Below are 13671 nucleotides of genomic sequence, written 5' to 3'. Positions count from 1 at the left end.
GGTCGGTACCCCGAAGCGCAATGCCGTGTTCAATCGCTCATATCGCGTCACGAACGGACACGGCCCCACACGCCAGGAGGCACCGTGATCGCCGCTCCCGAACCCGGACTGACCGAACACGAGATCATCGAACGGGCCGTGGCGCTGCGGCCCGCGCTGCTCGAACGCCAGCCGGAGACCGAACGGTTGACGCACTACCCCAAGGACACCCACGACGACTTCCTGCGGGCCGGCTTCTACCGGACACTCCAGCCGCGCCGATACGGCGGCTACGAGTTCGCGCTGCCCGTGTTCTACCGCGTGGTCACCGAGATCGCCCGCGGCTGCCCCTCCACCGGCTGGGCCCTGTCGCTCACCGCCGCCCATGTCCTCCAGGTCGCCTCGGTCTTCGAGGAGCGGGCGCAGGACGAGACCTTCGGCGCGGACGGCGACTTCCGGGCGGCGTCCACGGTCATGCCCGTCGGCATCGCGCGGCCCGACGGTGACGGCCGGATCGTCCTCGACGGCACCTGGCCGTACTCCTCCGGCGCGCCCTACTCCACGCACTACGTCGGCCAGACCCTGCGCGCCCCCGAGAAGCCCGGCGACCCACCGGGACCGCCGGTGCTGTTCGTCGCCCCACGCTCGGTGTGGACGGTCCTGGACGACTGGTACGGCGTGCTCGGCCTGCGCGGCAGCGGATCCAACAGCATCCACATGGAACAGGCCCGCATTCCCGCGTACTGCACGATCGAGGCGAGCCTGCTCGACCTGCCGGTGGAGGGCGGCAGCAGCGGATCGCGGCTGCACGGAAACCCGATGTACGCCGGGCGCGCGCCGAGCTTCTTCCACGGTGAGCTGGCCGCCATCATGATCGGCACCGCGTACGCCGCCGCCGACGAGTACGCCCGGATCGTCGCCGCCCGTCCCCTTGCCATGGAACCCGACCGCACCCGCTCCGAACTCCATGACTACCAGCGGCACTTGGGCGAGGCGCTGGGTGTCGTCCACACGGCCGAGGCCGCGCTGCGGCGCACCGCCGAGGACTGGATGGAGGCCTGCCACGGCAACGCCATGGGCGGGGCCCCCTTCACCCTCGCCGAGGACAACCGGCTCGCGCTGATGTTCCTGAACGCCGGACGCATGGCCTGGGACGTACTCCAGGGCATCCTCTTCCGCACCGCCGGCTCCCGGTACGCCCGCGACGGCGAACGGATGCAGCGCTACTTCCGGGACGCGGCCACGTACTGGACACACGTGGGCCCGAGCATGGCCGAACCGCTCCACCGTCGGGTCGGCTGCGACCGCCTCGGCCTGCCCTCGCACCACATCCCGCTGATCCCCTGAGCCCGGATGAATGCGCTGCTCCGGATGGGGTACGCGAGCAGGGCCCGCTTCTGTCCGGAGCGGGCCGTACCGCCGCCGCTACCAGGGAATCTGCCATGGAGACACCCCACACGACCACCCCGGCCGAGCGCGCACTCGACGCGCTGGCCCAGAACACCGAGGACACGACGGCGCTGGCCACGCTCGCGAGCAGTGATGTGCTCGTGCCCGTGCCCGACGATGTCAGCGAGGAGGATGCCGCCGATCCCGGTGCGGTGGCGCTGCCGGTCATCGAGCATCCGGGAGGCGAACCGACGGTGCCCGTGTTCACCTCGGAACCGGAGCTGGCCGGGTTGCTGCCGTTCGTCTCCCGCTACCGCCTGGTACCCCTGGGTGCCCTCGCGGCGCAGTGGCCGACCGGCGATCTGGCGCTCACCATCGACGGTGCCTCCCGGCATCCGCTGACGCTCACGTCTGAGGGAGTGCGGACGCTGCTGGCCCGCCCGGGCGGCTGAGCGGGTCGGGCCCGGCCCGGACGGTGTCAGCCGGCCAGCATCCGGGCCAGCACCTGCCGCTGTAGCGGCAGTACCTCGGTGTGCAGGTCGCGGCCCTTCGGGGTCAGGGCGACCCAGACGCCGCGCCGGTCCTCCACGCACACCGAGCGCTCCACCAGGCCGTCCTTCTCCAGCCGGCCGATGAGCCGGGACAGCGCGCTCTGGCTGAGATGGACCCGGCCGACCAGGTTCTGCACCCGGCAGTGGTCGCCTTCCCTGGGTGACTCGGTGGCGAGGATGTCGAGGACCTCGAAATCGCTCGCCCCCAGCCCGTGCGGGTGCAGCACGCGATCGATCTCGCACATCGTGCGCGCGTGCACCGACAGAATGTCCCGCCAGCGTTCCTCGAGCCGGGCCTCGGCCGTTTCGACTGCCATGTACGCAATGTTAATGCACATGCATCAACGCTTGAACGGTGCTCGAAGGCGGACTCAGGCGTCCTGGAGGAGCCCGACCAGGTTCCCGTCCGCGTCCCTCACGAAGGCGATGAGCCGCCCGCCGCCGACGTCCTGGACGTCCTGGAGCAGCTCCGCGCCGGCGTCCAGCAGGGCCGCGAGGCGGGCCCGGATGTCGGTGACGGTCCAGTACGGCACCGGCCCGGTCATGCCCTTGGCGTGTCCGTTCGGGTCGAGGCCCACGTCCTGGCCGGCTGCCTTGAACCCCACGTAGTAGGGCTCGTCGGCGTAGGGCTCCACCTCCAGCAGCGCGCTGAACAGGGCCTTCGCCTTGGCGATGTCCTTGACGGGATACATGATCGTGTTGAGGCCGGCGGTCATGACGTACTCCTTTGCCAAGCGTGGCCCGACGATGTGCGTCGGGTTTCGGGCCGAGGGTTTTCGGCGCTGGTTTCACGCTAGGACGGGGGAGCGGCGGCCGGCTTCTTCGATCCTGACCGGTTGCTCCGGTACACCCTCTGCGCCCGGGTTACGTCGACTCCCGCTTCACCAGTTCCGTCGGCAGAATCACCGCCGCCGGGTCCTCGCCCCCGATCTGGGCCAGCAGCACGCGGACCATCTCGGCGCTGATGCGGTCGTAGGGCTGCCGGATGGTGGTGAGCTGGGGGCGGGCCGCAAGCGCGGCGGACGAGTCGTCGAAGCCGCCGACCGCGACATCCTGCGGGACCCGCCGCCCCGCCCGCTCCAGTGCCGTGAGCACGCCCTGCGCCATCAGGTCGGAGGCGACGAACACGGCGTCCATGTCCGGCGCCTGCGCGAGCAGCCGCTCGGCGCCCGCCTCACCGCTGGCCCGGCTGTAGTCGCCGGAGACGATGAGGCGCTCGTCGATGCCGGTACCCGCGTCGGAGAGCACCTCCTTGTAGCCCGCCAGGCGCTCGACGCCGCCCGGGGTGTCGAGCGGACCGGTGACCACACCGATGCGCCGGCGCCCCAGCGACAGCAGGTGCCGCACCATGTCGCGGGCGCCGTCCCGGTCGTCGGCGGCCACGTAACTCACCTTGGAACCCAGCCCTATCGGCTTGCCGCACGCGACCAACGGCACCCCGGCCTCGCGCAGTTCCTCGGCGACGGGGTCACCGGAGTGGCTGGAGACGAGCAGCACTCCGTCGACGTGACCGGCCGTGATGTAGCGCGTGATGCGCCGCCGTTCGTCATCGGTGCCCGCCAGCATCAGCAGCAGGGGGATGTCGTGCGCCGCCAGCGCCTGGGTGCAGCCGCGCAGCAGCACATTGAAGTTGGGGTCCTCGAAGAACCTTTCCTGCGGCTCCGTCAGCAGGAAGCCGATGGAGTCCGAACGCCCGGTGATCAGCGAGCGGGCGTGCCGGTTGACGACGTAACCCGTCTTGCGGATCGCGGCGTTGACCGCTTCCTGGGCGGTCGGGCTGACGTAGTGCCCGCCGTTGAGCACACGCGAGACGGTGCCCCGTGAGACCCCTGCCTCGCGCGCCACGTCATGGATCGTGGGCGGTTTGCGCCGGCCCCCCGTATTGCTCATGGTCATGACTTTACGGCTCCGGAGAGCAGATCGAGGCTCCAGAACCGCTGGATGACCAGGAAGAGCGCGACCAGCGGGATGACCGCGAGAAGTGCGCCGGTGATCACCAGGGTGTACAGCGCCGGGGTGTTGGCGCCCTGCTCCAGGAGTGTGTAGAGACCGAGCGTGATCGGGAACTTCTCGTCGTCGCTGAGCATGATGAACGGCAGCAGGAAGTTGTTCCACACGGCCACGAACTGGAACAGGAACACCGTCACCAGACCGGGCACCATCATCGGCAGCGCGACCCGGGTGAAGATCCGCCACTCGCCGGCGCCGTCCATCCGCCCGGCCTCGACCACATCGGTCGGTACGGCGCCGGTGGCGTAGATCCGGGCCAGGTAGACGCCGTACGGCGACAGGATCAGCGGCAGCAGCACGGACAGGTACGAGTCGGTGAGGTCGGCCTTCGCGAGGAGCAGGTACTGGGGGATGGCGAGGATCACCGGCGGCATCAGCACGCCCGCCAGCAGCACGTTGAAGACCGTCTCCCGGCCGCGGAACCGGTAGATCGCCAGCGCGTAGCCGCTGAACGCCGACACGACCGTCGACAGCAGGGCGCCGGCACCGGCGTACAGGGCGGAGTTGCCCATCCACTTCCAGTACACGCCGTCGCGGTAGGCGTTGAGGTCCTTGATGTTGTCGGCGAAGCCGCTGCCCGGCAGGAACGTGAACGTGGAGAACAGCTCGCTGCCGGACTTGGTGGCCGCGATCACCACCCAGGCGACGGGCAGCAGACAGTAGATCGCGCCGATCAGCAGGGTGATCGTCGGTACGAACGCGATACGGCGGCGCAGCGGCGGGCCCTGGGCGGTGCCGGGTGTGGTGCCAGCGGCCGGTGAGGCCTTGCGGACGGCAAGAGAACTCATCGTGCTGCCTCCTGCTTGGTACGACGGTTCGCGGCCCGCAGGAAGCCGAAGGACAGGACGAGCGTGACGAGGGCGATGATCACGGCCTGGGCGGCGGCCGCGTAGATGTCGCCCTTGCCGAAGGCGTCCTGGTACACCTTCATCAGCGGACTCCAGGTCGTGCTCACGGAGTTGGTGAGGGGTTTGAGGGTGGTCGGCTCGCTGAACACCTGGAGCGTCGCGATGATCGAGAAGAAGAAGGTGAGCACCAGTGAGGGCGCCACCATCGGGATCTTGATCCTCAGCGCGGTCTGAAGCGGAGTGGCCCCGTCCAGCTTCGCGGCCTCGTGCACCTCGGCCGGGATGGCCTGGAGCGAGGTGTAGATGACGATCATGTTGAAGCCGGTGCCGCCCCAGACCGCGATGTTCGACAGGGCGAGATACAGCGGACCGCCGTCGAGCAGGTCCGGCTGCGGCATACCGAGCTTGTCGAGCACGAAGTAGAACGGGCTGACGTCCGGCAGATACAGAAAGCCCCACAGCAGCGCCGCCACGACGCCGGGAATGGCGTACGGCAGGAAGATCGCGAGCCGGGTGAAGGGGGCGAGCCGCACCTTGTCGGTGTCCATCATCAGCGCGAAGAGCAGGGCGAGGCCCAGCATCACCGGGACGACGATGCAGCCGTAGCCCAGCACGCGCAGCGCGCCGTCCAGGAGTTCGCTGTCGGTGAGGGCGTCGGTGTAGTTCTCCACACCGGCCCAGACCTCCGAGCGGGCACCGGCACCGAGGCCGAGACCCGAGACCTTCACCTTGCGGAAGCTGAGCCAGAGCGCGTACCCGATGGGCAGCGCGAAGAACAGGACGAAGAGGATCAGGGCGGGGAGAAGGAAGGCGTACGGGGCCCCCTTGACCCCGTACGACGTCCGGCGTGCGCTGGTCACTCGGAGACTCCGAAGCCCTGCTTCTTCATGTCGGCGACCGTGTCGTCCTGCATCGTCGTCAGGGCGGCGGTGAAGTCCGACTTGTTCTTGGCGGCGGCGCCGAACGCGTCCTTGAACGTCGTGTAGGCGACGTTCACGTTCGGGCCCCACGCGGACGGCGCGGTCGTCCCGGCGATCTCGGCGGCCTCGGTGTAGAAGTCGGCCTGGTTGGAGAAGTAGTCCGGCGGGGTCTGGAAGGCGCCGCTGAGCTGGGCGGACGTGGAGGCCGGGTAGATGCCGCCCTCCTTCGCCAGCGCGTTGAGGGCTGCGCCGTCGGTGTTCAGCCAGGCGGCGAACTTAGCGGCGGCCTCCTTGTGCTTGGAGTCCGTGGTGACACCGGTGGAGGAGCCGCCCCAGCTGCCGGTGACGTTCTCGCTCGCGGACCACTGGGGGAGCGGGGCCATGGCCCACTTGCCCTTGGTGTCGGGCGCCGCCGTGGTCAGCGTGCCCGGCGCCCACACCGCGGAGACCCAGGCGATCTGCTTGCCGGTGTTGAGCGCCTTGTTCCAGGCCGGGGTGTACATCGGCTGGTTGTCGATGGCGCCCTCCTTGACGAGGCCACCCCAGAACTCGGCGACCTTCTGCGTCGCCGCGTTGTCGATGCCGACCTTCCACTTCTCGCCCTCGGTGGTCCACCACTTGGCGCCTGCCTGCTGGGCGAGGCCCGCGAACAGACCGGAGTCGTTGGCGGAGAACGTCGTGAGATCCGTGTCGGGATCCGCCTTCTTCAGCTTGCGCGCGGTCTCGGCGAACTCGTCCCAGGTCGTCGGAACCGTCAGGTCGTACTTCTTGAACAGGTCCTCGCGGTAGTAGAACATCATCGGCCCGATGTCCTGCGGGACCGCGTAGACCGCGTCCGTGCCCAGCGTCGTCTGCTGCCAGACACCGTCGGCGAACTTGCTCTTGGCATCGCCGACATCGCCCGCTATGTCGGCGAGCGCGTCATTGCTGACCAGTGTCGGCAGCGCCTGGTACTCGGCCTGGACCAGGTCGGGCGCCTTGCCCGCCTTGTGCGCGGTGAGGATCTTGGTGACCAGTGTGTCGCCGGACGCCTGCTTCTTCACCGTGACGTTGATCTGGTCCTTCTTGCCCTGGCCCTTGTTCCACAGGTCGACGACCTTGTCCATGCCGGGCGTCCAGGTCCAGTACGTCAGCGAGACCGGCCCCGATTCGGTCTCGCTGTCGTCGTCGGACGAGCCGCAAGCGGCGAGGGCGGTGGCGCCAAGTGTGACGGCGACCGTCGTGGCTGCGATTTTCCCGAGCCGCCGGCGCTTTGTGTTCGGCATGGAACTCTCCCCTGACCAGGGTCCCCGCCTACCGCGAGAACCTGCCATGCTTCTGTGAGCGTTCACAGTAGAGAAACATCCCGGACACTTGTCAATGGTTGTTGCTGTGCGGTTATGTTGGGCTCGCACCGCCGCGGTTGTGTGTGCACGTTCCCAAATGATCGACAAAACGGGAGAGATCCATGCCGGAGACCAACCCCAAGGGCCTCACCGGGCTCGCCTTCGGTGGGGACTACAACCCCGAGCAGTGGCCGGAAAGCGTCTGGCGCGAGGACGTCCGGCTGATGCGGGAGGCCGGCGTCACCATGGTGAGCGTCGGAATCTTCTCCTGGGCGCTGCTGGAACCCTCGCCCGGGGAGTACGACTTCGGCTGGCTCGACCGCCTGCTCGACCTGCTGCACGAGAACGGCATCCGCGCCGACCTGGGCACGCCCACGGTGGCGCCGCCCGCCTGGTTCTACCGGGCGCACCCCGACGCGCTGCCCGTGACCGCGGAGGGCGTGCGCTACGAGTTCGGCTCCCGTGCCGCGATCTGTCACAGCAACCCCGAGTACCGCGCGGCCGCCGCGAACATCACCACGCGGCTCGCCGAGCGCTACGGCAACCACCCGGCGCCGGCGATGTGGCACGTGCACAACGAGTACGGTGTCCCGGTCTCGGCCTGCTACTGCGACTCCTGCGCCGCCCACTTCCGCCGCTGGCTGGCGGCGACGTATCAGACGGTCGACGCGGTCAACGAGGCCTGGGGCACGGCCTTCTGGGGCCAGCGCTACGCCGACTTCGAGCAGATCAACCCGCCGCGGCTTGCGCCCACGGTCGGCAACCCGGCCCAGGCGCTGGACTACAAGCGGTTCGCCGACGCCACCATGCGCGAGAACTTCCTGATGGAGCGGGACATCCTGCACCGTCTGTCACCCGGCATCCCGGTCACCACGAACTTCATGACCGCGCTCAGCCAGTGCGACTCCGTCGACTACTGGGCCTGGGGCCGCGAGGTCGACATCGTCACCAACGACCACTATCTGATCACCGACGGCCGCCGCACCCACGTCAACCTCGCGATGGCCGCCGACCTCACCCGCTCCGTCGCCGACGGCGCCCCCTGGCTGCTCCTCGAACACTCCACCTCGGGCGTCAACTGGCAGGCCCGCAACCCCGCCAAGGCCCCCGGCCAGATGGCCCGCAACTCCCTGGCACACGTGGCACGCGGTTCGGACGGCGCCCTGTTCTTCCAGTGGCGCCAGTCCCGGCGCGGCGCCGAGAAGTTCCACTCGGCGATGTTGCCGCACGGCGGCACGGACACCCGCGTCTGGCGCGAGGTCGTCGAACTCGGCGCCTCCATCGACTCGTTGAGTCTGCTGCGCGGCACCCGTACCCGGGCCGACGTCGCCGTCCTGTGGGACTGGCACTCGTGGTGGGCGCAGAACCTCCAGTGGCGCCCCACCGAGGACCACGACGCACGCGAGCGTGCCGACTCCTTCTACGAGGCCCTCTTCGACCGCCATCTCACGGTCGACTTCGCCCATCCGGAAGCCGACTTGTCGAGGTATCCCCTTGTCGTCGTGCCTGCCCTGTACCTGATGACGGAGGCCGCCGGGAACAACGTGCGCGAGTACGTCGAGAACGGCGGCACCCTCGTCGTCTCGTACTTCTCCGGCATCGTCGACGAGCACGACGCCGTGCACGAGGGGGCCTACCCGGGCCCGCTCAGGGACGTCCTCGGTCTGACCGTCGAGGAGTTCTCGCCGCTCCTGAAGGGCGACACCGTCCGTATCACCGGCCCGGACGGCTCCGAACTCACCGGTGATGTCTGGACCGAGGTCGTCGTGCCGGGCGACGCCGAGACCGTGTGGACGTACGCCGACGGCCTCACGGCGGGCCACCCGGCCGTCACCCGGCACCGCCTCGGCGAGGGCACCGCCTGGTACGTGTCGACCCGCCTGGACGCGCACGGTCTGGACGCCCTGCTCGGCTGGGCCACCGAGGACGCCCGTATCGCTCCGCGCGCCGACCTGCCGCACGACGTCGAAGTGGTGCGCCGCACCGGTGAGTCGGGCACCTTCCTGTTCGCCATCAACCACAGCCCGTCCGACGCCAAGGTGCCGCTGGAGGCACATGGCACCGAACTGCTGACGGGCGAACGCGCCGCGGGCCGCCTCGCGGTTCCCGCGGGAGCCGTGCGGGTCGTACGACTCGACGGCTGAGCCGACTCCCCTCCGCCCGCGCGTGCCACGAGAGCCGCGGGCGGAGGGGATCCCTCACCTTCTTGGCGAGGGAACCCACATCCCCGTTTTTCACGTCGAAGGGACGACGGACGACGATGTTCCATCCCAGACGCACCCTGAGAGTCCTGCTGCTGCCGCTCGCCGCCGGACTCGCCCTCACCGCCCTGCCCGCGCAGACCGCGCAGGCGGCGAGCACGCTCACCAACACCGGGTTCGAATCGGACGGTGCGGGAGCCGCCACGCCGGCCGGCTGGTCGGAGTCCGGCAGCACCGGCGCCTCGTACGTCGAGGCCGGTGGCCGCAGCGGGAGTTACCGCCTGAGCCACTACTCGTCCGCCGCCTACAAGGTGGAGACGTACCAGTACCTGTCCGGGCTGACCAACGGCAACTACAAGCTGACCGCCTGGGTCCGTTCGGGCGGTGGGCAGAACTCCGCGTACATAGCCCTGAAGAACTGCGGGAGTTCGGAGCAGCGCACCGATCTTCCGGTGTCCGCCAGCGGGTGGATCCGGATCGTCGTGCCGATCAATGTGACGAACAACCAGTGCACCATCAGCATCAACAGCGATGCGAACGCGGGCAACTGGATCAATGTTGACGACCTGAGCTTCGCATCGGGTACGTCCAGTACGTCGATCCATGGTGCCGACATCTCCTCGCTCGCCAAGAGTGAGGCCAAGGGCGGTGTCTACAAGAACAGTTCCGGCACCACCGGCGATGCCCTCGCCATCCTCAAGTCGAACGGCATGAACTACGCACGCCTGAAGGTCTGGGTGAACCCGGCCGACGGCTACAACAACCAGACGCGCGTGCTGGCGTTGGCCAAGCGCATCAAGGCCCAGGGCATGAAGCTGCTGGTCGACTTCCACTACTCGGACACCTGGGCCGACCCGGGCGCCCAGGCCAAGCCGGCCGCGTGGGCGGGCCACTCGTACAGTCAACTCAAGACGGACGTGTACAACCACACGTACGACGTGTTGAACGCGTTGAAGGCGCAGGGCACCACCGCCGACATGGTCCAGGTGGGCAATGAGATCAACGGTGGCATGCTGTGGTCCGAGGGTTCCACGGACAACTGGACGCAGCTGGCCGGTCTGCTCAACTCCGGCTACGACGCCGTCAAGGCGGTCAACTCGTCCACCACAGTGGCCCTGCACCTCGCCAAGGGCGGGGACCTGGCCGGCACGCGCTGGTGGTTCGACTCGGCCGTCTCCAACGGCGTGAAGTTCGACGTGATCGGCCTGTCGTACTACGGCTATTGGCACGGCTCGCTCTACGACTTCCAGACGACCCTGGACGATGCGGCTTCCCGCTACGGCAAGCCGGTCTACGTCGCCGAGACGGCCTACCCGTTCCGTCTCGACAGCGAGGACTCGCACGAGAACATCATCGACGTGAGCGGTGAACTCGTCTCCGGTTATGCGGCCTCGACGGCCGGCCAGACCCGGTGGATGAAGGACATCGCGAGCATCGTGGAGGCCGTCCCGAACGGCCGTGGCCTCGGCGTCTTCTACTGGGAGGCGACCTGGACCGCGGTGACCGGCAACGGCTGGGACCCCACCGACGCCTCCTCCGGCAACGGCTGGGAGAACCAGGCCCTGTTCGGCTACGACGACAGGCCGCTCCCGGCGATGGCATGGTTCAGCCACCGCTGACCCCGTGACGGAAGGGCCCGGCCGCTGTGTGCGGCCGGGCCCTTCCCCGTCCCTGTGCGGCTACGTGCCGAGCGCACGGACGTTCGATATCGGACAAAGGTGGCGAAGTCCCGGACGTGGCGGTCTGAACTGCGGAAGAGTGGGAACACGCGGTCCGAGGAGGCCCGGACGGAGGGGGCGAGATGTTGAGGACTCCCGTCAGTGAACGGCGGCTGGACATCCTGGAGTGGCTCAAGGACCCGGCCGCGCACTTCCCGCCGCAGCGGCACGGAAACCCCGTCGAGGACGGAGTCAGCGCGGCCGCCGTCGCCGCGAAGCTCGGCGTGTCCCGTCAGGTAGCGGAAACCCACCTCGGCCTGCTCGCCGCCATCGGCCTGCTGCACACCAGGAGGATCCGGCTGCGCACCTACTACCGGCGGGACGAGGTGCGGATCGCCGAGGTGGCGCGGATGTTCGAGAAGGGCTGGTAGCGGCGCACAGCTCCGACGGCGAAGGGCAGGAACGCATGGACCGTCCCACTGCTCTCGTCCCCCGCCACTACGTCGCGATCGGCGGCCGCGGCCCCGAAGACGTGGTGGCCGACGCCCGCGGCCGCGTGCTGACCGGCGTCGAGGATGGCCGTATCCTGCGCCTCGACGGACTCACGGAGCCGTTCGCCGCGCGCGTCGAGGTCCTCGCCGAGACCGGAGGCAGGCCGCTCGGACTCGAACTCCTCCCGGACGACGCCCTGTTGGTGTGCGACGCCGTACACGGGCTGCTCCGCGTCGGACTCACCGACGGTGTCGTCCGTATCCTCGTCGACTCGGTGGCGGGGGAGCGGCTGCGGCTGTGCAGCAATGTGATCGCCCTGTCCGACGGCAGCGTCTTCTTCACTGTCTCCAGCCGCCGTTACCCCTTGGAGCACTGGATCGGCGATCTCGTCGAGCACACCGGAACGGGCCGCCTCCTGCGTCTCGCCCCGGGCTCGGACGCGCCCGAAGTGCTCCTTGAGGGCCTCCAGTTCGCCAACGGACTCGCTGCCGCCGGCGACGAATCGTTCCTGGTCGTCGCCGAGACCGGTGCCCGCCGCCTCACCCGCTACTGGCTCACCGGACCGAAGGCGGGACGCCCCGAACCGTTCGCCGAGGACCTGCCCGGCATGCCCGACAACATCTGGCGCGCCGGACCGGACGGGCCGGTATGGGTGTCCCTGGCCGGACCGCGTGTCCCTCCGCTCGACCTGCTCCACCGCGCCGGCCCCGCGGTCCGCCGCGGCGCCGCACGCCTCGCCGTGCGCGCACCGTACCGCCCGACGGCGTGGGCCGGCGTGCTGGCGTACGACGACGAGGGCACCGTCGTGCACCACCTCACCCGCCGCCACTCGCGCTTCCGTATGGTCACCAGCGTCTGCGAGACCGACGGCCATCTGATCCTCGGCAGCCTGTGGGAGCGGGGCGTGGCCGTGTGTGAGGCGCCGGTCACGAAGTGACCCCGGCGAACCGCCGGAGTTACGCTGATGGCCGGCCGCGATCACTCCTCGCGGCACGGCGGTGGGGCCCGCCGTACTCGAACCGCGGCACCGGCGCCGCCAACGGTCCCTACTGGAGACCGCAGTAGGAGACGCGCGACGTGACAGCCCCCAGGACCACAAGCCTCCGTACGCCACGCCGGACCGCCCTGCGCGGTCAGGCGCCCGTCGTCGCCGTCATCGCGCTCGGCGGAGGCATCGGCGCGGTGGCGCGCTACGCGGTCTCCCTCTGGTTGCCCGCGCACTCGGGCGATTTCCCTTGGGCGACCTTCTGGACCAACGTCGTCGGCTGTGCCGTGATCGGCGTGTTCATGGTGGTGATCACCGACATATGGGCCGCTCACCGCCTGGTGCGCCCCTTCTTCGGCACCGGTGTGCTCGGCGGATTCACCACCTTCTCGACGTACGCCGTCGACATCCAGAAACTGGTGGACACGGGCCACACCCATACGGCACTGGTCTACCTTGCCGCGACCCTGCTCGCCGCGCTCACCGCGGTGTGGCTCGCGGCCACGGCGACGCGCCGGGTGCTGAAGTGGAGGCAGTCATGACGAGGCTGACCGGCGGTGTTCTACGGGTGACCGTCTTCATCGGCGAGAACGACACCTGGCACCACAAGCCGCTCTACACGGAGATCGTGCACCGGGCCCGCGCGGCGGGCCTCGCGGGTGCCAGCGTCTTCCGCGGCATCGAGGGTTTCGGCGCGTCCTCCCTGATCCACACCTCGCGGCTGCTGTCCCTGAGCGAGGACCTGCCCGTCGCGATCGTGATCGTGGACAGCGAGGAGCGCGTCCGCGGATTTCTGCCGCAGCTCGACGAACTAGTCTCCGAAGGACTCGTCATCCTCGACGGCTGCGAGGTCATCCGGTACATCGGCCGCGACACCGGATCGGGCGAATCGGACGCGAAGGGTAAGAAGGCGTTGTGAACTGGCTGCTGGTCGTCGCGGGTGCCGTGGTCGGCGCCCCACTCCGTTACCTCACCGACCGCGCGGTGCAGTCCAGGCACGACTCGGTGTTCCCCTGGGGCACCCTCGCGGTGAACGTCGCCGGCTCCCTGATCCTCGGCCTGCTGACCGGTGCGGCGGCGGTCGGCGTCGCGAACTCCCACGTCCAGCTGCTGCTCGGCACCGGTCTGTGCGGGGCCCTGACGACGTACTCGACCTTCTCGTACGAGACCCTGCGGCTGACGGAGACCGGGGCGGGGCTCTACGCCGCCGCCAACGTCGCCGGGAGCGTGGCGGCCGGGCTCGGCGCCGCGTTCGCCGGGGTGTGGATCGCCCAGACGGTGTGGGCGTAGTCCCGCGGGATCACACCCGGGCG

At 69.3% G+C, this 13671-nt stretch carries 15 protein-coding genes; 9 read left to right on the top strand and 6 right to left on the bottom strand.

From position 1 onward, the window contains the following. Positions 1-84: 84 nt before the first annotated feature. Positions 85-1326: an acyl-CoA dehydrogenase gene (locus KCH87_RS26190; protein ID WP_210588711.1), complete on the top strand. Its 1242-nt coding sequence runs from the start codon at positions 85-87 to the stop codon at positions 1324-1326. A gap of 95 nt (positions 1327-1421) precedes the next feature. Then, a complete protein-coding gene (locus tag KCH87_RS26185; RefSeq protein WP_210588710.1) occupies positions 1422-1820 on the top strand; it encodes an SseB family protein in 399 nt (132 codons plus the stop codon). A 26-nt stretch (positions 1821-1846) separates the two neighbouring features. Here the strand turns inward: KCH87_RS26185 and KCH87_RS26180 are convergent, their stop codons facing one another. The 6 genes from KCH87_RS26180 to KCH87_RS26155 form a co-directional block, all read right to left on the bottom strand. Then, on the bottom strand, positions 1847-2236 hold the full coding sequence (locus tag KCH87_RS26180; protein ID WP_210588709.1) for a MarR family winged helix-turn-helix transcriptional regulator: 390 nt from the start codon (positions 2234-2236) through the stop codon (positions 1847-1849). Positions 2237-2290: 54 nt separating this feature from the next. Further along, positions 2291-2635: a VOC family protein gene (locus tag KCH87_RS26175; RefSeq protein WP_210588708.1), complete on the bottom strand. Its 345-nt coding sequence runs from the start codon at positions 2633-2635 to the stop codon at positions 2291-2293. A gap of 148 nt (positions 2636-2783) precedes the next feature. Beyond that, positions 2784-3815: a LacI family DNA-binding transcriptional regulator gene (locus KCH87_RS26170; protein WP_210588707.1), complete on the bottom strand. Its 1032-nt coding sequence runs from the start codon at positions 3813-3815 to the stop codon at positions 2784-2786. Continuing rightward, on the bottom strand, positions 3812-4717 hold the full coding sequence (locus KCH87_RS26165; RefSeq protein WP_210588706.1) for a carbohydrate ABC transporter permease: 906 nt from the start codon (positions 4715-4717) through the stop codon (positions 3812-3814). Before KCH87_RS26165 ends, KCH87_RS26170 begins: the two co-directional genes overlap by 4 nt. Beyond that, positions 4714-5637, bottom strand: coding sequence for a carbohydrate ABC transporter permease (locus KCH87_RS26160; protein WP_210588705.1), 924 nt, complete (start codon positions 5635-5637; stop codon positions 4714-4716). The genes KCH87_RS26165 and KCH87_RS26160 overlap by 4 nt, the downstream gene beginning before the upstream one ends. Then, on the bottom strand, positions 5634-6962 hold the full coding sequence (locus KCH87_RS26155; protein WP_210588704.1) for an ABC transporter substrate-binding protein: 1329 nt from the start codon (positions 6960-6962) through the stop codon (positions 5634-5636). Before KCH87_RS26155 ends, KCH87_RS26160 begins: the two co-directional genes overlap by 4 nt. A 182-nt stretch (positions 6963-7144) precedes the next feature. On the opposite strand from KCH87_RS26155, the gene KCH87_RS26150 reads away from it, so the two are divergent. The 7 genes from KCH87_RS26150 (at position 7145) to crcB (KCH87_RS26120) (ending at position 13648) form a co-directional block, all read left to right on the top strand. Further along, the gene (locus tag KCH87_RS26150) at positions 7145-9166 is read left to right on the top strand and encodes a beta-galactosidase (RefSeq protein ID WP_210588703.1); all 2022 of its coding nucleotides are present in this window, start codon (positions 7145-7147) and stop codon (positions 9164-9166) included. A gap of 116 nt (positions 9167-9282) precedes the next feature. Further along, positions 9283-10842 (top strand): arabinogalactan endo-1,4-beta-galactosidase, encoded by a 1560-nt coding sequence (locus KCH87_RS26145; RefSeq protein WP_210588702.1) that lies wholly within the window; start codon positions 9283-9285, stop codon positions 10840-10842. 182 nt (positions 10843-11024) lie between these two features. After that, positions 11025-11312, top strand: coding sequence for a helix-turn-helix domain-containing protein (locus KCH87_RS26140; RefSeq protein WP_210588701.1), 288 nt, complete (start codon positions 11025-11027; stop codon positions 11310-11312). A 35-nt stretch (positions 11313-11347) separates the two neighbouring features. Beyond that, entirely contained in the window at positions 11348-12310 is a 963-nt protein-coding gene (locus KCH87_RS26135; RefSeq protein ID WP_210588700.1) for an SMP-30/gluconolactonase/LRE family protein, read from the top strand. Positions 12311-12450: 140 nt separating this feature from the next. Beyond that, on the top strand, positions 12451-12900 hold the full coding sequence (gene crcB, locus KCH87_RS26130; protein ID WP_210588699.1) for a fluoride efflux transporter CrcB: 450 nt from the start codon (positions 12451-12453) through the stop codon (positions 12898-12900). Next, on the top strand, positions 12897-13277 hold the full coding sequence (locus KCH87_RS26125) for a DUF190 domain-containing protein (RefSeq protein ID WP_210588698.1): 381 nt from the start codon (positions 12897-12899) through the stop codon (positions 13275-13277). Before crcB (KCH87_RS26130) ends, KCH87_RS26125 begins: the two co-directional genes overlap by 4 nt. After that, the gene (gene crcB / locus KCH87_RS26120; protein WP_210588697.1) at positions 13274-13648 is read left to right on the top strand and encodes a fluoride efflux transporter CrcB; all 375 of its coding nucleotides are present in this window, start codon (positions 13274-13276) and stop codon (positions 13646-13648) included. Before KCH87_RS26125 ends, crcB (KCH87_RS26120) begins: the two co-directional genes overlap by 4 nt. Positions 13649-13671: the final 23 nt, after the last annotated feature.

The sequence above is a fragment of the Streptomyces sp. GESEQ-35 genome, assembly GCF_017948485.1.
Classification (GTDB): domain Bacteria; phylum Actinomycetota; class Actinomycetes; order Streptomycetales; family Streptomycetaceae; genus Streptomyces.
This window is presented reverse-complemented; position numbering and strand designations above follow the sequence as displayed.